A 20,307-nucleotide genomic window follows, 5' to 3' on the forward strand; every position below is an offset into this window, starting at 1 on the left:
CTCACCGCTCGTGGCCGAGCGAGGCGGCGAGCGCCGTCAGCAGGTCGGCCGCCGCGTCCGGGATGACGGTCCCGGGCGGGAAGACGGCGGCCGCACCGGCCTTGTGCAGCTCCTCGATGTCCTGCGGGGGGATCACCCCGCCGACGACGATCATGATGTCTTCGCGCCCCTCGGCCGCCAGCTCCTCGCGCAGCGCGGGTACGAGCGTGAGGTGCCCGGCCGCGAGCGAGGAGACCCCGACGATGTGCACGTCGGCCTCGACGGCCTGCCGCGCCACCTCGCCGGGCGTCTGGAACAGCGCGCCGACGTCGACGTCGAAGCCGAGGTCGGCGAAGGCCGTCGCGATGACCTTCTGACCGCGGTCGTGGCCGTCCTGGCCCATCTTGGCGACCAGGATGCGCGGCCTGCGCCCCTCGGCGCGCTCGAACTCCTCGACGGCGGCGCGGGTGCGCTCGACGGCGGGGGACGTTCCTGCCTCGTTGCGGTACACACCGGAGATCGTACGGATCTGGCCGGCGTGCCGCCCGTACACCTTCTCCAGCGCGTCCGAGATCTCGCCGACGGTCGCCTTGGCGCGTGCGGCGTTCACGGCGAGCGCCAGCAGGTTGCCTTCGAGCCCCGCCCCCGGTCCCGACTCGGCGGCGGCGGTGAGGGCGCGCAGGGCGTCCTGGCAGCCGTTCTCGTCACGCTCGGCGCGCAGCCTGCGCAGTTTCTCGATCTGCTGCTCGCGTACGGACGAGTTGTCGACCTTGAGCACGTCGATCTTCTCGTCGGTCTCCACCCGGTACTTGTTCACCCCGATGACGGGCTGGCGTCCGGAGTCGATCCGCGCCTGGGTCCTGGCGGCGGCCTCCTCGACCCGGAGCTTGGGGATGCCCGCGTCGATGGCCTTCGCCATGCCGCCGGCCTCCTCGACCTCCTCGATGTGCTGCCAGGCGCGCCGGGCGAGGTCGTACGTGAGCTTCTCGACGTACGCGCTGCCGCCCCACGGGTCGGTGACCCGGGTGGTGCCGGACTCCTGCTGGAGCAGCAACTGGGTGTTGCGGGCGATCCGGGCGGAGAAGTCGGTGGGCAGCGCCAGCGCCTCGTCGAGGGCGTTGGTGTGCAGGGACTGGGTGTGGCCCTGGGTGGCCGCCATCGCCTCGACGCAGGTGCGGGTGACGTTGTTGAAGACGTCCTGCGCGGTGAGCGACCAGCCGGAGGTCTGCGAATGGGTGCGCAGCGAGAGCGACTTGGGGTTCTGCGGGTCGAACTTCTTGACGAGCTTGGCCCACAGCAGCCGGGCGGCGCGCAGTTTGGCGATCTCCATGAAGAAGTTCATGCCGATGGCCCAGAAGAACGACAGCCGGGGCGCGAAGGCGTCCACACCGAGCCCGGCGCCGAGCCCGGCGCGCAGGTACTCGACACCGTCGGCGAGGGTGTAGGCCAGCTCCAGGTCGGCCGTCGCGCCGGCTTCCTGGATGTGGTAGCCGGAGATGGAGATGGAGTTGTAGCGCGGCATCTTCTGCGAGGTGTAGCTGAAGATGTCGGAGATGATCCGCATCGAGGGCGTGGGCGGGTAGATGTAGGTGTTGCGGACCATGAACTCTTTGAGGATGTCGTTCTGGATGGTCCCCGCCAGCTTCTCCGGCGGTACGCCCTGCTCCTCGGCCGCGACGATGTACAGGGCCAGTACGGGCAGGACGGCGCCGTTCATCGTCATCGACACGCTCATCTTGTCGAGCGGGATGCCGTCGAAGAGCTGGCGCATGTCGTAGATCGAGTCGATCGCGACGCCCGCCATGCCGACGTCGCCGGTGACCCTCGGGTGGTCGCTGTCGTAGCCCCGGTGGGTCGGCAGGTCGAAGGCGACCGACAGGCCCTTCTGGCCGGCCGCGAGGTTGCGCCGGTAGAAGGCGTTCGACTCCTCGGCGGTGGAGAACCCGGCGTACTGCCTGATCGTCCAGGGCTGGTTGACGTACATCGTCGGGTAGGGCCCGCGCAGGTACGGCGCGATCCCCGGGTAGGTGGCGAGGAAGTCGAGCCCCGCCGTGTCCGCCGCGGTGTACAGCGGTTTGACGGCGATGCCTTCGGGGGTCTCCCAGTACAGGTCGGCGTCCGACCTGCCGGTGGCCTCCTTGACGGCGGCACGCCACTGGCCGTCGCTGACGGCGGCGGGTTCCCCGTCGCCGAGTCCGATCTCGGAGAAGTCCGGGATCCGCATCACGCCACTCCCATCCGGTCGAGCAGGGCGGTCAGGACGGCGACGGCGTCGCCGCCCGCGACGACGAACTCGTCGATCCCGGCCCGTTCATAGGTCTCGCGCTGTTCGCCGGGCCGCCCGGCGAGCAGCACCCGGTCGGCGCCCGCCGCCTTCAGCGCCTCGGCGACGGGCACTGCCTGCTCCGCGTAGAGCGCGTCGCTGGAGCAGACGCAGGCGACGGTGGCGCCGCTGCGGGCGAAGGCGTCGCCCGCGGTGGCAGCGTCCACCGTCACCGGGTCGTGCACGGGTTCGATGCCGCCGGCCTGGAAGAGGCCCGAGGCGAACCCGGCGCGCGCCGTGTGGGCCGCCGCGGGGCCGAGGGCGGCCAGGAAGGCGCGCGGGCGCGCCCCGGTGGCGGCGAGGTGCGCGTCGGAGCGGGCCCGCAGGGCCTCGAACGCCTCGTCGCGCCGTACGGTCGGCAGCCCGCCGCCGGGCGGCGCCGGCGCGGGGTCGCGGGCCACGGCGACCTCGGCGAGCTGGGGGAACTCACTGACTCCGGTGACGGGTTCGCGGCGCTTGGCCAGCCGCTGCGAGCGCTCCCGCCAGGTGTCGGCGATCCGTTCGCCGACGAGCCCGGAGCGCAGCGCGGCCCGCTGTCCCCCGGCCCGTTCGATCTCCTGGAACCACGCCCAGGCCGCCTTCGCCAGGTCGTCGGTCAGCCGCTCGACGTACCAGGAGCCGCCCGCCGGGTCGATGACCCGGCCGAGGTGCGACTCCTCCAGCAGGATGGTGGAGGTGTTGCGGGCGATCCGGCGCGCGAAGGCGTCGGAGAGGCCGAACTCCTGGTCGAACGGCAGTACGGTCACCGCGTCGGCGCCGCCGAGTCCCGCCGCCAGTGCGGCGACGGTGGTGCGCAGCATGTTCACCCAGGGGTCCCGGCGGGTCATCATCACCCGCGAGGTCACGGCGTGCTGCCGCTGGGCAGCCGCCTCCCGGCCGGCGCCGCTGACCTCGGCCACCCGGGCCCACAGCCGGCGAGCGGCGCGGAACTTCGCGATCGTCAGGAACTGGTCGGCGCCGGCCGCGTAGCGGAACTCCAACTGCCCGCAGGCCGCTTCGACGCTGAGTCCCGCCTCGGTGAGGTCGCGCAGCCAGCCGACCCCGGTCGCCAGGGAGCAGCCCAGCTCCTGGGCGTCCGAGCCGCCCGCCTCGTGGTACGGCAGCGCGTCCACGACGACGGCCCGCAGGCCCGGGTACTCCTGGTGGCACAGCTCGGCGAGGCGCGCCGCCTCTTCGGTGTGTCCGGCCGTCTCCCGTCCGGTGCGGGCGAGTTGGCCGACCGGGTCGGCGCCGAGGTTGCCGGCCGCAGCCGTGCGCGGTACGCCGCGCTGCTCGTACAGCTTCAGCAACTCCCGCGCCGCCGGGCCGAATTCGTCGCCCGCTTCGAGGGCGATCGGCGCGAGGTCGAGATAGACACCGTCAAGTGCCGTCGCCAGGGCGGAGACGGGCGCGCCGCCCGCTCCGACGGCGAGCCAGAGCGAGGTGACCCCGTTCTCCAGATCGGCCAGCACGGCCTCGTTGAGCTGTACGGGGTCGGGCCGGCCGTGCCGCTGCCTGAGGTCCCAGCCGGAGACAGCGCCGCCTTCGGGGCGGCCGCCCCTGGTGAAGGGGGCGAAGCCGGGGAACCCGCCGTCGGCGGCGGTGTCGGCAGCGGTGTAGAGAGGACGGGTGGTGATCCCGTCCTGCAGGGCGGTGGAAAGGGCTGCCTCGGCCGCAGCGCCCGACACGTCCCGACCCGATTTGCGCAGGACCCCTGCTACCAGGTCCTGCCACTGCTCGTGGGTCGCGTCAGGGAACTCGGCTGCCAGCGAAAGCCCGTCATCAGGCAGGACCGTCATGCGTCGATGCTAGGCCAGCGAGGTCGGGCCGTAGCAGTGTGCAACCCCACAAACATCCCTCGACTTCGGATGCCGCTTCCATGTTTAACGGCAGATCCGGTACCTCCCGGCCGGGTCGTTGATCGCAGACGCTAGGCTGCCCACTCGGCCTCTTCGCGCATCGACCGTGATCACTTCCTGGGCGGCTCTGTACTCCATGTCTTGGTTCGAATCCTTCATCCTCGGGCTTGTCCAGGGGCTGACCGAGTTCCTGCCCATCTCGTCCAGCGCGCATCTGCGGCTGACCGCCGCGTTCGCCGGCTGGCACGACCCGGGGGCCGCGTTCACCGCGATCACCCAGATCGGTACGGAGGCGGCGGTCCTGATCTACTTCCGCAAGGACATCGCCCGGATCGTCTCCGCCTGGTTCCGCTCGCTCGGCAGCAAGGCGATGCGCTCCGACCACGACGCGCAGATGGGCTGGCTCGTCATCGTCGGCTCGATCCCGATCGGTGTGCTGGGGGTGACCTTCAAGGACCAGATCGAGGGTCCGTTCCGCGATCTGCGGCTGATCGCCGTCACGCTGATCGTGATGGGCATCGTCCTCGGCGTGGCGGACCGGCTCGCGGCCCGCGACGAGACGGGCGGCAAGCACCGTGCGTTCAAGCAGCGCAAGGGACTGCAGGACCTGGGCGTCAAGGACGGGCTGATCTTCGGCTTCTGCCAGGCGATGGCCCTGGTGCCTGGTGTCTCCCGGTCGGGCGCCACCATCAGCGGCGGGCTGCTGATGGGCTACACCCGCGAGTCGGCGGCGCGCTACTCGTTCCTGCTCGCCGTCCCCGCGGTCCTGGCCTCGGGCGTGTTCGAGCTGAAGGACGCGGGCGAGGGGCATGTGGCCTGGGGGCCGACGATCTTCGCCACGATCATCGCGTTCGTTGTCGGATATGCCGTAATTGCATGGTTTATGAAGTTCATCACATCCAAGAGCTTCATGCCGTTCGTGATCTATCGGATCCTGCTCGGCATCGCGCTGTTCTTCCTCGTCAGTACCGACACGCTGAGCCCGCACGCGGGCGAGTCGGCGGCCTAGTAACCCATATTCCCGATCCTTCAAACCCCGAATGTGAGCAAGGCCGCTAACGAAATGGTCACGTGGCGGCGGCCTCTGCCCATAGGGTTTGTCGTATGTCCTCTCCTTCCGCTTCCGTTCCTTCGGTCTCCGACGCTGTCGTGGCCAACGAACGGATCCGCGCGCTCGTGGACGCAGCCGACGGGACGTGGCCGGCCGAGGCGTACGAGGTCCTGTTGCTGGAATGGGCAGCCGCCCTCCACAACGGGGTCGACGAAGCCGCCTGAGCCACGCCGCCCGACCCGCGCGCCACTTCTCCGCGCACCACAACGCCCCTGCGGGCCGCCTGTCCTGAGGACAGGCGGCCCGCACTTCGTTGTGCGGGGCGGCCGCGGCTCGCGCACAGGGCACCCCGGTTCGACCGGGCGAACATCCTTTACCGCATGCTGGCTCCGATCGAGACACGCATCACATCGGCACCACGAGACCGGTAGAGGAGACCTCCGTATGGCATCGCGCATCGGAGTGGTGAAGGAATCATCGCCCGGCGAATCCCGGGTGTCGGCGACACCCACCACGGTTCGGCAGTTGTTGTCGCTCGGTTACGCGGTCGCCGTCGAGGCAGGCGCCGGGGAGCGGTCGAGCTTCACCGACGAGGCGTACGAAGAAGCCGGCGCCGCCGTCGTACCGACGGGCGAGGCGTGGGGCAGCGACCTCGTCCTGAAGGTCAACGCGCCGAACCCGGACGAGATCGGGCGGCTGCGCGACGGGGCCGTACTGGTCGGCCTGCTGGCCCCTGCCCTCGACCCGGAACTCGTCGAGACGCTGGCGCTGCGCCCGATCACCGCCCTGGCCATGGACGCGGTCCCGCGTATCTCCCGCGCCCAGTCGCTCGACGTGCTCAGCTCGATGGCCAACATCGCCGGCTACCGCGCGGTGATCGAGGCGGCGCACGTCTTCGGCCGCTTCTTCACCGGTCAGGTCACGGCCGCGGGCAAGGTGCCGCCGGCCAAGGTGCTGGTGGCGGGCGCCGGAGTCGCGGGGCTCGCCGCGATCGGCGCCGCAGGCAGCCTCGGTGCGATCGTCCGCGCGACGGACCCCCGGCCCGAGGTCGCCGACCAGGTCAGATCCCTGGGCGGCGAGTTCCTCGCTGTGGAGGTCGCCGAGCAGCAGCAGAGCACCGACGGGTACGCCAGGGCGACCTCCGAGGACTACGACCGGCGCGCGGCGGAGATCTACGCCGAGCAGGCGGCCGATGTCGACATCGTCATCACCACCGCCCTGATCCCGGGCCGGCCGGCGCCGCGGCTGCTCACCGAGCGGGACATCGCGAGCATGCGGCCCGGCAGTGTCGTGGTCGACATGGCGGCTGCGCAGGGCGGCAACGTGGCGGGGTCGGTGGCGGGTGAGGCGGTGGTCACCGACAACGGTGTGACGATCATCGGCTACACGGACCTCGCGGGCCGGCTGCCCGCGCAGGCCTCCCAGCTCTACGGCACCAACCTGGTCAACCTGCTGAAACTGCTGACCCCCGGCAAGGACGGCGAGGCCGTCCTCGACTTCGACGACGTCGTGCAGCGCGCGGTGACCGTCGTACGGGACGGTACGAAGACCTGGCCGCCACCGCCGGTGCCCGTGTCGGCGGCGCCCGCCGTCGCCGCGCCGGCCGCGCCGCCCGCCGTACGGGAGGAGAAGCAGCCGCTCACGGCGCGCCGCAAGTACACCCTCACCGGTGTTGCCGTGGTGCTGCTGTTCCTGCTCACCGCGTTCGCGCCCGCGCAGCTCATCGGGAACTTCACGGTGTTCGTGCTGGCCATCGTGATCGGCTACTACGTCATCGGCCATGTGCACCACGCCCTGCACACCCCGCTGATGTCGGTGACGAACGCGATCTCCGGGATCATCGTGGTGGGCGCGCTGCTGCAGATCGGGCGCGCGGACACGGTCATCACCGTGCTGTCCTTCGCCGCGATCCTGCTGGCCAGTATCAATATCTTCGGCGGTTTCGCCGTGACCCGACGCATGCTCAGCATGTTCTCGAAGGACTGAGCCGCCATGACTGCCGCAACCGCCGCGCAAGCGGCCTACATCGTCGCCGCCCTGCTGTTCGTCCTGAGCCTCGCCGGGCTGTCGAAGCACGAGACGTCCCGCTCCGGTGTGGTCTTCGGGATCTCCGGCATGGCCATCGCGCTGGCCGCCACCATCGGTCTCGCGTCCCGGTCCATCGCCGCCACCGGCGTCGTGCTGATCGTCGTCGCCATGGTCATCGGCGCGGTCATCGGGATCCTGCGGGCGCGCAGTGTCGAGATGACCGGCATGCCCGAACTCATCGCGCTGCTGCACAGTTTCGTCGGCGCCGCCGCCGTACTCGTCGGCTGGGACGGCTACTTCGGCGTCGAGTCGAAGGGCTCGCGCGAGGTCGAGATCGCCCACGACCTGCTGCGTATCCACCATGCCGAGGTGTTCATCGGTGTGTTCATCGGCGCCGTCACCCTCACCGGGTCCGTCGTCGCCTTCCTCAAGCTGTCGGCGCGCGTCAACTCACGGCCGCTGATGCTGCCCGGCAAGAACCTGCTCAACATCGGCGCGCTGGCGGCCTTCGTGGGGCTGACCGTCGCGTTCGTGATCCACCCGAGTCTGGGGCTGCTCATCGCCGTCACGGCGGTCGCGCTCGCGCTCGGCTGGCATCTGGTCGCCTCGATCGGCGGCGGCGACATGCCGGTGGTCGTGTCGATGCTCAACAGCTACTCGGGCTGGGCGGCCGCCGCTTCCGGTTTCCTGCTGAACAACAATCTGCTGATCGTCACGGGCGCGCTGGTCGGCTCGTCCGGTGCCTATCTGTCGTACATCATGTGCCAGGCGATGAACCGGTCGTTCCTGTCGGTCATCGCGGGCGGTTTCGGCGCCGAGGCGACGGGCGGTGACGACACCGACTACGGCGAGCACCGCGAGATCAGCGTCGCCGACACCGTCGACCTGCTGAAGAACGCCACGTCGGTGGTGATCGCGCCGGGCTACGGCATGGCGGTGGCGCAGGCGCAGTTCCCCGTCGCCGAGCTGACCCGCAAGCTCAGGGAGCGGGGTGTCGACGTGCGGTTCGCGATCCATCCGGTGGCGGGGCGGCTGCCCGGCCATATGAACGTGCTGCTGGCCGAGGCCAAGGTGCCGTACGACATCGTGCTGGAGATGGACGAGATCAACGACGATTTCGCCGGCACGGCGGTGGTGCTGGTGATCGGCGCGAACGACACGGTCAACCCGGCCGCCATGGAGGACCCGGGCAGTCCGATCGCCGGCATGCCGGTGCTGCGGGTGTGGGAGGCGGAGAACGTGATCGTCTTCAAGCGGTCCATGAACCCGGGGTACGCGGGCGTCCAGAACCCGCTGTTCTTCCGTGAGAACAGCCAGATGCTGTTCGGTGACGCGAAGGAGCGGGTGGAGGACATCCTGCGCACGCTGTGAGAGCGGACGGGGACCGGCGGCCGTCACCCCGCCGGTCCCCGCCCGCTCAGCCCTGTCCGCTCAGCCCGCCCGCTCAGCCCTGTCCGCTCAGCCCGGCCGCCCAGCCGTGTCCGCTCGGGCCGGCCGCTCAGCGCAGACGCGAGCCGTCGTTGTCGCTGCCGTCGTCGTTGTCGTCCTCGCCCGGTACGTGCACGTCCAGCACACTGATGTTGACCTCGGCCACTTCGAGCCCCGTCATGCTCTCCACGGCGTCGGACACACCGGACTGGATGTCCTCCGCCGCCTTCGCGATGGGCGTGCCGTACTCGACCACCACGGTGAGGTCGATCGCCGTCTGCTTCTCACCCACCTCGACCTTGACGCCCCGCGTCAGGTCGTCGGAGCCCATGCGCCCGCGTACGGCGCCCAGCGCGCGGGAAGCGCCGCCGCCCATGGCGTAGACACCGGAGGTCTCACGTGTCGCTATGCCGGCGATGGTCGAGACGACCGAGTCGGCGATCGTGGTCTTGCCCTTGACCGTGCTGTTCTTGTTGCTGGAGACGGTCATTGTGGATCCGTCGGATGCCATGAGGATTTCTCCCTCTCGAAGCGGACTCCCCCCTTCCCACCATGCGCGCGTTGCCCCGGGGCCGCCATTCGGGTGAGCGAGCGTGATCGTCCGGTGCCTCTGCGTCACCCCGATATCCCCGTGCCGGCGCGCCGGGCGCCCGCGTAGGCTGTGCCGAATGAGCAGCTCACAGAAGGCCGGGCGGGCCTCGGTCCGGCAGCGCGCACAGGGTATGACGCACCATCAGGTCGCGGCGGCGCTCGACGAGGCCAAGGACGCGAGGGACACCGCAGGACCGGCGGACGACGAGCAGGGCTCGGCCGAGATTGCCGAGTGGGAGCGGATCGAGGAGATGCTCGCCGATCACGACGGGACGTACGACCCGGACAGCGATCCCTTCGTCCAGGGTGAGCTGACCGCGCGGGCCGGCAGGCAGGCCGCGGAGTCCCGGGACGCGGCGGACCGCGCCCCGGTGGACCCGGTCGAAGCGGCCCCGGCGAAGGCGGCCCCGGCCAAGGCCGACAGCGAGACGGTCGACGCCGAGAACGCGCTGCGCTCGGCGCTGATCCGTACCGGCGCGCTGGACTCCGTGGGTCCCGACGACGAGAGGGTGGTGCGGCTGATCGCCCGCGCCGACCCGGGAGCCGCGCTCGCGCTGACCGAATGGCTCGTCGCCGCTTGGAACACCGGCCGCGCCGGGCGCTGATCAGCGCCAACCAGCCCGTCCCCGTACCCACTTCAGCCCCGCCTCCGACGACGGCCGGCCGGTCCCCCGCCCGGCGCGTCGCACCTCGGTCGCGGGGCATTTTCACGTTTGATCGTGTTGTAATCACGCAGTGAATATCACGGACAAATCATCCGCCACAAGGGTCGTACCGCTGCGCCGCAAGGCCGGTCGAGGCCGCGCCCAGCGGGAGTTCCGGCACGATGAGGGCAGCGGATCGGCGCTCCGCCACGACCCTTGACACTGCTCGCGAGGGGCTCATAGTCTCCACGCCACAGAATTGACGTTAGTTTTCACATAGAAGGATGATCATCTTCACGCCGGTCCGGTGCGAAGGGAGGACCTGCCTGTGTCCGCACTGCGGCCCTATGCCCTGCGGTGCGATCACCGCACCACCCCGCTCGGAATCGACGACTCCGCTCCGCTCCTCTCCTGGCGGCTCGCCTCCGACCGGCGCGGCGACGATCCCGTCGCATACCGGCTGCGGGTCGCCGAGCGGCCCGAGGCACTGGCGGACGGCGGGCAGCCCCACTGGGACAGCGGCCGGGTCGAGGACACCTCGGCGATCGGCGCCGGATACGCCGGACCCGCCCTGCGGGCGCGCACCCGCTACCACTGGCGCGTCGAGGTCTGGTCCGCCTCGGCCGACGCACCCGCGGACGCCGTGTCCTGGTTCGAGACGGGTCTCGCCATGCCGTCGGGCGCCGCGGGCCAGTCGGGCACGTCCGTGTGGCGGGCCTCCTGGATCACCCACAACCCCGACCCGATCGACGTGGTGGACGCGCCGACCGAGGGCGAGCGCGCCCTGGACGACCACGGGCTCGCCCCGTGCCCGCTGCTGCGCCGGGTCTTCTCCGGATCGGCCGTCTCCCCGCTCGTCCTGGCCCGGCTCTATGTCAGCGCGCGCGGGCTGTACGAGGTACGGCTCAACGGCGCCCGGGTCGGTGACGCCGAACTCGCCCCTGGCTGGACCGACTACACCCGCCGGGTGCAGTACCAGACCTACGACGTGACCGAACTGGTCGGCCAGGGGGAGAACGTCCTCGCGGCGACGATCGCCGACGGCTGGTGGAGCGGCTTCGTCGGCTTCGAACCGCGCAGGGCCGGCGCGCACTACGGCACGTTCCCCCAGTTCATCGCCGAACTCCAACTCACCCACGCCGACGGCAGTGTCAGCACGGTCGGCACCGACGAAAGCTGGGTCACGCACACCGGCGCGATCCGGCACGCCGATCTGCTGATGGGCGAGTGCCACGATCTGCGGCGCGCGGTCGACGGCTGGGAGCTGCCCGGCTTCGACGCGAGTGGCTGGTCGCCCGCCCGGATCACCGACGCGGAGCACCGGCTGCTCGTGGCCTCCGTCGACGAGCCCGTACGTGCGACGGCCGAGGTACGGCCCGTCTCGGTCACCCGGATCTCGCCGGACACGCACGTCGTCGACTTCGGCCAGAATCTCGCCGGGCGGGTGCGGCTCGGTGTCGACGGGCTCGCGTCCGGCGCCCGGGTGGTCGTCCGGCACGCCGAGGTGCTGGACGAGGACCAGCGCCTGTACACGGCCAATCTGCGCACGGCCGCTGCGACGGACGTCCTGATCGGCGACGGCCGCCGGCACGTCGACTTCGAGCCGCGGTTCACGTACCACGGCTTCCGGTACGCCGAGATCACCGGCGTACCGGCGCTGAGCAGCGACGACGTGGTCGCCGTCGCGCTGCACAGCGACACCCCCTGGGCCGGTTCCTTCGACTGCTCGGATCCCGACATCCGCCGGCTGCACTCGTGCGTGGAGTGGGGGCAGCGCTCGAACTTCGTCAGTGTGCCGACCGACTGCCCGCAGCGCGACGAGCGGCTCGGCTGGCTGGCCGACGCGCAGGTCTTCCTCCCCACCGCCGCCCTCAACGCCGATGTGGCGGCCTTCTTCACCAAATGGCTGCGCGACGTGGCCGACGCCCGTACACCCGAGGGCGGCTTCCCGAACGTGGCGCCGCGCCTCGCAGGGGTCGCCGACGAAGGGGCGCCCGGCTGGGGCGACGCGGGGGTGATCGTGCCGTGGCATCTGTACCGGACCTACGGTGACCCGCGGTTCCTCTCCCGCGCGCTGGACGGCATGCGCGGCTGGGTCGCCCTGATCCACCGGCACAACCCCGATCTGATCTGGCGCTACCGGGTGGGCCCGCACTTCTCCGACTGGCTCGCCCCCGGCACGCCCACCCCGCGCGAGGTCATCGCCACCGCCTACTTCGCGCACAGCACCCGGCTCACGGCGCTGGCGGCGGACGCGCTGGGGCGGCACGACGTGGCGGAGGCCCACCACCAACTGGCCGCGGCGATCAGGTCGGCGTTCGTCGAGCGCTTCGTCACCGTCGAAGAACCGGAAGGCACGGAGGGCTCCGCGCTGCGGTTGCGGGTGGCGGGCGACACCCAGACCGGCTATCTGGTCGCGCTCGCCTTCGGCCTGCTGCCCGACCACCTCACCGAAGCCGCAGCCGAGCGCCTGGCCGAACTGGTCGAGGCGGCGGGACCCGCCCTGCAGACGGGCTTCGTCGGTGTGGCGCTCGCGGCGCCCGTGCTCGACGCGTACGGGCGCGCCGATCTGGCCCACGCGCTGCTGCGCCGTACGGAAGTGCCGTCGTGGCTGTTCCCGCTGCGGCACGGCGCCACCACCATCTGGGAGCGGTGGGACGGCTGGACGCCCGAGGGCGGCTTCCGCGCACCGGCGATGAACTCCTTCAACCACTACGCGCTCGGCTCCATCGGCGAGTGGCTCTACCGGGGTGTCGCCGGTGTCGACCAGGCCGAGGACTCCGTCGCCTACCGGCGGCTGCGGGTGCGGCCCGAGCCAGGCGCCCTCACCTACGCGAGCGCCCGCTACGAGTCGGCGCGCGGCACCGTCGCGGCCGGCTGGCGGCGCAGGGGCGACCGTCTCAGCCTGCGGGTGCAGGTGCCGCCGGGTGCCACCGCCGATGTGTTCGTACCCACCACCGATCCCGGCTCGGTGCGCGAGGCGGACCCGGCGTCAGGCGACGGCGGCCACGCCACCCTGATCGGTGCGGGACCCGGCCACGCCCACTACCAAGTGGCCTCGGGGGCCTACCACTTCACCGCGGCATTCTCTCCGGCGGAGCGACCGCCCGCCGGTCTCCACGAGGAGGACACACCATGAGCACGGGTTCCCGAAGTCTGCCCGGCCGGGGCACGGTGAGCCGCCGGGGATTCCTCCGCGTCGGCGGTGGGGTCATGGCCGCCACCGCGCTCCCCTCGGTCCTCACGGCGTGTTCGGGGTCGAGCGGCGGATCGGGCAAGGTACGCATCGTCGGTGTCGCCGACGAGCAGAAGCCGATCACCGACCTGCTCGCCGTCTACCGCAAGAGCCACCCGGACACCTCTTTCAGCACGTCGTTCGCACCGACCGACCAGGTGCAGACGGTGGTGCGGACCCAGCTCGCCGGCGGCAACGCCCCCGATGTGCATGTGCTCTACCCGGGCAGTGGCAGCGCGATGTCCATGGTCGAGCTGGCCAAGGCGGGGCTGCTGGCCGACCTCGACGACCAGGCGTGGACCAAGACGATCCCGAAGGGCTTCGACGCCGCGTACCGCAGGGACGGCAAGACCTATCTGTACTCGGCGGGCAGCAGCACCATCGGCGCCATCTACAACAAGAAGGTGTTCGCCGACGCCGGTGTCGAGCCGCCCAAGACGTGGTCCGAACTCCTCGACGTGTGCGGCAAGTTGAAGGCCAAGGGCGTGGTGCCGATCGCGCTCGGGGCGCAGACCCCGTGGGTCACCCAGCTCATCACGTACGCGCTGGTGCCCAACGCGGTCTACGCCGAGAACGCCACGTTCGACGACGACATGGCGGCAGGGCACGCCACGTTCGCCGACTCGGGCTGGGCCGACGCCATGGGCAAGTACCAGAACCTGCAGAAGCGCGGGTTCTTCAACGACAACCCCAACGGCACCACGTACGAGCAGCAGACGTCGATGGTCGCCACGGGCAAGGCGGCCATGGCCGTGCAGGTGTCGTCCGTGCTGACCAACTTCCGGCAGGCGGCGAAGACCCCGGACGACATCAGCATGTTCCCCTTCCCCGGCGGCGACGATCCGGCGAAGCTGTGGATCCCGGCGGGTGTCGTCGTCGGTCTGGGCGTGTCGGCGCGCGCCAAGAACGCCGCCAAGGGGCGGCAGTTCATCGAATTCCTCGGCAAGCAGGAGAACCTCAACGCCTGGGCGACGGCCGTCTCCGCCATCCCGTTCACCCGGGACTCCACCACCAGACTCGACCCGGCGCTCGCGGAGTTCCTGCTCATCATCGACGACAACCGCGCCGTCCCCTTCATGGACCAGCGCTGGCCCAACGCCGAGGTGCAGCCCGCCCACTTCGCCGCCGTACAGGACCTGCTCGCCGGCAAGACCGATGTGAAGGGCGCACTGGGCGAGATGGACAAGGCCTACGGGAAGCAGTCGTGAAAGAACCTCGCACCGCCGGGCCCGAGCCCCGGATCACCCAGCCCCGGCCCCGTACCGTCCCGCTCCGGCTCCGTTTCGCCGGACCCCGGCCCGGCCGCCGCGACCCCACCGTACCGCCGTGGATGTTCGTCGTCCCCGCGCTCGTCGTGTACGCGATCGTGGTGCTGTACCCGAGCATCGCGGGTGTGGTCTACGCGTTCACCGACTGGTCCGGCATCGGTTCGTTCTCGTTCGTGGGCCTCGCCAACTTCCACACGCTGCTCGGCGACGACCGCGCCATCCAGTCCGTCACCAACACACTGCTGCTGACCGTCGCCATTGTCGTCGTGCAGAACGGCATCGGGCTGCTGCTGGCGCTCGGCGTGAACGCCAACATCAAGTCCAGGGCGCTGCTGCGGGTGATCTTCTTCGCGCCCGCCGTGGTCAGCCCGGTGATGGTGGCGTTCCTCTGGAAGTACGTCTACAACCCGGACAACGGGGCCGGGCTCAACGGCATCCTCGGCGCCGTCGGTCTGGGCGGTCTGCGCCAGGACTGGCTGGGCAACCCGTCGCTCGCGCTGTGGTCGGTGGCGGCGATGGTCGTGTGGCAGTACGCCGGCTACTCGATGGTGATCTTCCTGGCCGGGCTGCAGGGCGTGCCCGCCGAACTCCACGAGGCGGCGCGGATCGACGGCGCCGGCACCTGGCAGCGGTTCCGCTATGTCACCTGGCCGCTGCTGGCGCCCGCGCTGACCATCAACCTGATGCTGTCGACCATCGGTGGTCTGAAACTCTTCGACCAGGTGTACGCGGCGACCAACGGCGGTCCCGGCACATCGAGCGAGACGCTGTCGACCGTGCTCTACAAGGAAGCGTTCGTGTACGGAAAGTTCGGCTACAGCACGGCCGTGGCCCTGGTCCTCGCGCTGTTCGTGGCCGCCGTCTCCCTGATCCAACTCCGTTATCTGCGTGCCCGGGAGGTCACCGCGTGAGTACCTTCACGGCCGGCGGGGTCAACACCGGCGCCGAGCGGCCAGCCGCGGCACGCCGCAAGCGGCGGCCCGGGTACGGGCGTTACGCCCTCGAACTGGTGATGATCGCGGCCGCCGTCGTCTTCCTGTTCCCGGTGTACGCCCTGCTCACGCTGGCGCTCAAGACCCCGTCGCAGATCGCCGACTCGCCGCTGTCGCCGCCGACCTCGCCCACCCTCGACAACTTCGGCAACGCCTGGTCGTCCGCGTCCCTCGGATCGGCCCTGGTCAACAGCGCGGTCATCACCGGCGTCAGTCTGCTGCTGCTCATCGTGGTCGGCTCGACCGGCGCCTACTACCTGGCGCGGTGTGTCCGGGGCCTCGGCTACGGTCTGTACGTCCTGTTCCTGCTGGGGATCGTGCTGCCGTTCCAGCTCGGCATGATCCCGCTGTACAAACTGGTCGACAACCTCGGCTGGCTCGGCACCTACCAGGGCATGATCCTGTTCTACACCGGCATCCAACTGCCCTTCACCGTCTTCCTGTACACCGGATTCATCCGGGCGCTGCCCGCGGACTACGCGCAGGCGGCGCTGATCGACGGCTGCAACCACCGGCAGGCGTTCACCCGGATCGTCTTCCCGCTGCTGCGGCCGATCACCGGCACCGTAATCATCCTGAACGCGGTCTTCGTCTGGAACGACTTCTTCACCCCGCTGCTGTACCTGGGCGGCTCCGGCAAGGAGACCGTGCCGGTCGGGATCTTCTCGTTCGTCGGGCAGTACGTCTCCGACTACGGCCTGGTCTTCGCGGGGCTGGTGCTCGCGGCGCTGCCGATCCTCGTCATCTTCCTGTTCCTCCAGCGGTTCGTGATCAAGGGGTTCGCAGGTGGGCTCAAGGGCTGACGGCCTCCCGGGAGAGATAGCCGCGATCCTCGCCGACCCACCGAGGGCCTTCTCGCCCACCGCCATCTGGTGGTGGAGCGGGGAGCGGCTGGACCGGGCGCGGCTGCGGGCGCAGCTCGAACGGTTCGCGGCGGGCGGGGTGTGCCATCTCGTCATCCTCAATCTGGCGCCGTCAGGGCCGCTGTTCGGCTCCGACGCGGACGATCCGCCGTTCATGAGCGACGCCTGGTGGGCCCTGCTCGACGGGGTGTGCGAGGACGCGGCCGAGCTGGGCGTCTTCCTCTGGTTCTACGACCAGTTGGGCTTCTCGGGCGCCGATCTCCAGGCGCGTCTCGTGGACGAGCAGCCGCGGTACGCGGGGCGCAGGCTGGAGCGGGTGCGTGCCGTCGTGGACGGCGCCGGCGAGCTGAGCTGCCCGCCCGAGGGGCAGCCGGTCGGCGGCCACGCCGAACCCCTCGACGGCGCGGGGCGGGTGACGGGTCCCGCCGTCGCGCTCGCCGTCGACGGGCGGACCGTACGGGCGCCGGGCCCCGGGCGCTGGCGGCTGACGCTCCATCACCAGGTGCCGCTGGGCTTCGACTACCTCGGCGCCGAGGCGTGCGCCGCGCTGCTCGACCGGGTGCACGGCGCCTTCGAGCGGCATCTCGGCGACCGGCTCGGGACCGTCGTCGTGGGCTCGTTCCAGGACGAACTGCCGTCCCTGCCCACCTGGTCGGACCGGTTCGCCGCCGCCTTCCGGCGGCTGCGCGGCTACGACCTCGTACCGTGTCTCGACGCGCTGTACGACGACGGCGCGGGCGCCGGCCCGCGCCCTGACGTGAGCCGGATACGGCACGACTACCAGCTCACCCGGGCGGAGCTGGCCGAGGAGGCGTTCTTCCGGCCGCTCGCGGAGTGGCACGAGCGGCATGGGCTGCTCGTCGGCTGCGACCAGCAGGACCCGGCGCGCGCCGGACACCCCGTCGGCGGCGTCGAGTTGTACGCCGACTACGCCAGAACACACCGCTGGTTCTCGGCGCCTGGCTCGGACCACCACGGCGACGCCCGTATCCACTCCTCGCTGGCGCATCTGTACGGGGGCCGGCGCACCTGGATCGAGGCGTTCCACTCCACCGGCTGGGGCGGCACGCTGGAGGAGACGTTCGACTGGCTGCTGCCGTGGCTGCGCGCGGGCGCGACGCTCTACAACCCGCACGCGGTGTATTCCACCACCAAGGGCGGCTGGTGGGAGTGGGCGCCGCCGGGCACCGACTGGCGGCAGCCGTACTGGCGCCACCACCGGGTCTTCGCCGACGCCGTGACCCGGCTGTGCGCGATCCTGAGCCTCGGCCGCCATCTGTGCGACGTCGCGGTGCTGCTGCCCACCACGACGGCGCAGGCAGGCACGGCACTGGACGGTGTGTCGGCGGCAGCCGAGCGCGCCCAGGCGGTGTATCTCGAACTCGTCGGTGACATGGCCTGGTTCCGCACCAGGCCGGGGGTGCTCGACCGGCTCGGCCAGGATGCCGACGTGATCGACGACGCCTCGCTCGCGCGGGCGGCGGTACGCGGCGCAGGCGCCGACGGGACCCGGCTCTGTGTCGCGGAGGAGCGGTACGGGACGGTCCTGCTGCCCGCGTGCACGGTCCTCGAAGCGGCCGGCGCGCGGCGGTTGGTGGAGTTCGCAGCGGCCGGCGGGCGTCTCGTGGCGCTCGGCGCCGTACCTGAGCAGATCGTGGGCACGGACGCCGACGCCGACGCTGACGCCGTCACGCTCGCGGCGCTCCGGGCGTGCTTCGCCGACGGCCGCGCCGTGTTCGTCCCCTCGGCGGAGGAGCTGGCGGATGCGCTGTCCGCTGTGCCCACCGGGCAGCGCCGCGCTGTCGAGGCGACGGTCCCCGTGCTCGCCCGCCGGGTGGGGGACGCCACCGTGGTGTTTCTGACGGCGGGCGCCCCTCGCGCGACCCGGGCGGCCGTCGCGGCGCCCGACGAGCGGGGGGCCGCGCTCGGCTGGCTCGACGCACGCTACGACTTCGACCCCGGCCGCTACGCGCGCACCGCGCGGGTGCGGGTACGGGGCGTGGCGGGACCCGCCGTGCTGGTAGACCCGTTCGGCGGCGCGCCCCGGCGTCTGCCGGTCAGGGAGGCTCCGGACGAGCCGGGCTGCCGCGAGGTCGATGTGCCCTTCGACGCGGGCCCCGCCGCTGTGCTGGTGTTCCCGGGTGGTTCCGAGGAGCCGCCGCAGCCGGAGGCCGTCGAGTCCGTCGGCGCGGACACCTCTGTCGTGATCCCCGTCGAAGGGGACTGGGACATGTGTCTTGTGCCGACGGCCGACAACACCTGGGGCGACTTCGGCCGTCCCGCTGCCGCGCCGCAGGGTGGTCCGGTCCACACCGAGCTGCGTACGTTCCGCCACCGGGCGGAAGGCCCCGGCGACGACGGCGTACGCGACGGATGGGCGGTGTCGGGGGGCACCGCGCGTCCGGCCAGGGAACTGCCCCCCGTGCACGCCACGTTCGGACCGCACGCGGTGCTGCGCGAAACACACGGGGAGACGGTCCGGGTTCTGGAGTGGTCCAACTCGCGCGGCGTCCACAAGGATCCGGTGCACCGGCCGGTCCTGGGACCCAAGGGCCATGTGCCGGAGGAGTTCATCCACATCGGCCAGACGCCTGCGGGGACGACCGTGCGGGTCGCGGTCGAACTGCTGCTGTCCGAAGCCTTCGACGGACATCTCGCGATCGGCGCCGCCGCGGCGAAGTCGGTCCGGCTCGCCGGACAGCCGGTCGGCCTGGCCGACGGCGGTCATCTCGCCCTGGGACCGGTCCGGTTGGGTGCCGGCCGCCAGTTGCTGGAACTGGAGCTGACACCCGATCAGGACGTCGAACTGCGCGCGCATGTGGCGCTCGTACGCGATCCGGACCGCTACCGGCGGCCCGAGTGGATATCGGCCGCCGTACGTGTCGGTACGGTCCTGACGCTGGCCGGGACGCCGGCCGGCGCGGTGGTGCAAGTGGCCGCCCGTGGCCGGTGCGTGCTGCGGGTCAACGGAAACGTGGTGGGCAGGCAGGGCGGCTTCGACCCGTACGCCGAGCACGCCGTGCCGCGCGTGCGTCGGCACGACATCACCGGCGCCCTGCGGGCGGGTGACAACGAGCTGTCGGTGGAGAGCACCGGCGGCGACCCCGCCGTGCTGGTCGACGCCGTCGTCCACGACAGCGAGCGGGCGGTCCTCGCGACCGTACACAGCGATGCCACCTGGTGGGCGGAGCGCGACGGCGAGCGGGTGCCGGTGGCGGTACGCCGCGAACCGGTGGGCGATCCGGCGGCGCTGTATCTGCGCCGCAGACCGCACCCGCTGCCCGGCGCCGCCTGGCTGGACCCCGACGCCGACGACGGCACCGTGGTCGCCGTCGGCTTCGCCGTACCGGGCGCCCGGCCAGCGGTGGAGTGGCTGTGGTGCGAACTGCCGCCCGGTGCGCGGATGTTGACGGTGCGGGTGCACGGCAGGGCCACGGCGTACGTGGACGGCGTGGCGCGCGGCACGACGGCAGACGCGGACGGCACACTGACCGTCGAGCTGACGGAGGACGGCGCCCCCACCGGCGTACGGTCGGCCGCGCTGCGGCTGGAGCCGGACCCCGGCCATGAGGGTGGCGCGGCCCTCGCGGGCCCGGTGCGCTGCGAGGTCGGCCCCGGGCGGATCAGGGCCGGTGACTGGGAGGCCAACGGACTCGCCGAGTACAGCGGCGGGGTCCGCTACAGCCAGGTCGTGCACCTGCCGGCCGATGCGGCGGACGGCCGGGTCTCCCTCGACCTCGGCCGGGTGCGCGGGACGGCCGAGGTGTCGGTCGGCGGCGCCGCCGCGGGCGTACGGGTGTGCTCGCCGTACGTCTTCGACCTGACCGGGCTGACGACGCAGGGGCCGAACACCGTCGAGATCACCGTGTTCGGCACGCTCGCGCCCCAGTTGGACGCGTCGAGCCCCACGCATTTCGTCTTCCCCGGTCAGCGGGTCAGCGGGCTGCTGGGGCCCGTACGGCTGCTCACCGGCACGGCCGTACCGTCCCCGGCCGCCCGCCTACCGCACCAGCGGCCCGAGCCGCCGGTGCGGGCGGAGAGCGACCGGAGCACGGGCGACTGACCAG

13 protein-coding genes are annotated in these 20,307 nt (G+C 71.4%); 10 read left to right on the forward strand and 3 right to left on the reverse strand.

Translation table 11 applies throughout. From position 1 onward, the window contains the following. Position 1: 1 nt before the first annotated feature. Positions 2-2,203 (reverse strand): methylmalonyl-CoA mutase, encoded by a 2,202-nt coding sequence (gene scpA, locus ACZ63I_RS27645; RefSeq protein ID WP_469341818.1) that lies wholly within the window; start codon positions 2,201-2,203, stop codon positions 2-4. Beyond that, on the reverse strand, positions 2,203-4,080 hold the full coding sequence (locus tag ACZ63I_RS27650) for a methylmalonyl-CoA mutase family protein (RefSeq protein WP_469341819.1): 1,878 nt from the start codon (positions 4,078-4,080) through the stop codon (positions 2,203-2,205). Before ACZ63I_RS27650 ends, scpA begins: the two co-directional genes overlap by 1 nt. A gap of 196 nt (positions 4,081-4,276) precedes the next feature. Here ACZ63I_RS27650 and ACZ63I_RS27655 point away from each other — a divergent pair, with 196 nt between their 5' ends. The 4 genes from ACZ63I_RS27655 (at position 4,277) to pntB (ending at position 8,590) form a co-directional block, all read left to right on the forward strand. After that, on the forward strand, positions 4,277-5,149 hold the full coding sequence (locus tag ACZ63I_RS27655) for an undecaprenyl-diphosphate phosphatase (RefSeq protein WP_469341820.1): 873 nt from the start codon (positions 4,277-4,279) through the stop codon (positions 5,147-5,149). Positions 5,150-5,244: 95 nt separating this feature from the next. Beyond that, positions 5,245-5,415, forward strand: a complete 171-nt coding sequence (locus ACZ63I_RS27660) for a hypothetical protein (protein WP_469341822.1) — start codon at positions 5,245-5,247, stop codon at positions 5,413-5,415. A 220-nt stretch (positions 5,416-5,635) separates the two neighbouring features. Further along, entirely contained in the window at positions 5,636-7,177 is a 1,542-nt protein-coding gene (locus ACZ63I_RS27665) for a Re/Si-specific NAD(P)(+) transhydrogenase subunit alpha (RefSeq protein ID WP_469341823.1), read from the forward strand. Between the two features lie 6 nt (positions 7,178-7,183). Next, on the forward strand, positions 7,184-8,590 hold the full coding sequence (pntB, locus tag ACZ63I_RS27670) for a Re/Si-specific NAD(P)(+) transhydrogenase subunit beta (RefSeq protein WP_469341824.1): 1,407 nt from the start codon (positions 7,184-7,186) through the stop codon (positions 8,588-8,590). Between the two features lie 127 nt (positions 8,591-8,717). Here the strand turns inward: pntB and ACZ63I_RS27675 are convergent, their stop codons facing one another. Continuing rightward, complete coding sequence (locus ACZ63I_RS27675; RefSeq protein ID WP_469341826.1) at positions 8,718-9,158, reverse strand: Asp23/Gls24 family envelope stress response protein; 441 nt, start codon at positions 9,156-9,158, stop codon at positions 8,718-8,720. A gap of 157 nt (positions 9,159-9,315) precedes the next feature. On the opposite strand from ACZ63I_RS27675, the gene ACZ63I_RS27680 reads away from it, so the two are divergent. The 6 genes from ACZ63I_RS27680 to ACZ63I_RS27705 all read left to right on the forward strand — a co-directional run bounded on the left by ACZ63I_RS27680 (position 9,316) and on the right by ACZ63I_RS27705 (position 20,303). Next, positions 9,316-9,843 (forward strand): hypothetical protein, encoded by a 528-nt coding sequence (locus tag ACZ63I_RS27680; RefSeq protein ID WP_469341827.1) that lies wholly within the window; start codon positions 9,316-9,318, stop codon positions 9,841-9,843. 367 nt (positions 9,844-10,210) lie between these two features. Next, positions 10,211-13,021, forward strand: coding sequence for an alpha-L-rhamnosidase (locus ACZ63I_RS27685; RefSeq protein ID WP_469341828.1), 2,811 nt, complete (start codon positions 10,211-10,213; stop codon positions 13,019-13,021). Then, entirely contained in the window at positions 13,018-14,325 is a 1,308-nt protein-coding gene (locus ACZ63I_RS27690; protein WP_469341829.1) for an extracellular solute-binding protein, read from the forward strand. Before ACZ63I_RS27685 ends, ACZ63I_RS27690 begins: the two co-directional genes overlap by 4 nt. Continuing rightward, positions 14,322-15,296 carry a carbohydrate ABC transporter permease gene (locus ACZ63I_RS27695; RefSeq protein WP_469341830.1) on the forward strand — a complete coding sequence of 325 codons (975 nt, stop codon included), beginning with the start codon at positions 14,322-14,324 and terminating at the stop codon, positions 15,294-15,296. Before ACZ63I_RS27690 ends, ACZ63I_RS27695 begins: the two co-directional genes overlap by 4 nt. After that, entirely contained in the window at positions 15,293-16,180 is an 888-nt protein-coding gene (locus ACZ63I_RS27700; protein WP_469341831.1) for a carbohydrate ABC transporter permease, read from the forward strand. The genes ACZ63I_RS27695 and ACZ63I_RS27700 overlap by 4 nt, the downstream gene beginning before the upstream one ends. After that, positions 16,164-20,303: a hypothetical protein gene (locus ACZ63I_RS27705; protein ID WP_469341832.1), complete on the forward strand. Its 4,140-nt coding sequence runs from the start codon at positions 16,164-16,166 to the stop codon at positions 20,301-20,303. The genes ACZ63I_RS27700 and ACZ63I_RS27705 overlap by 17 nt, the downstream gene beginning before the upstream one ends. Positions 20,304-20,307: the final 4 nt, after the last annotated feature.

Source organism: Streptomyces sp. NPDC087906, from assembly GCF_055584925.1.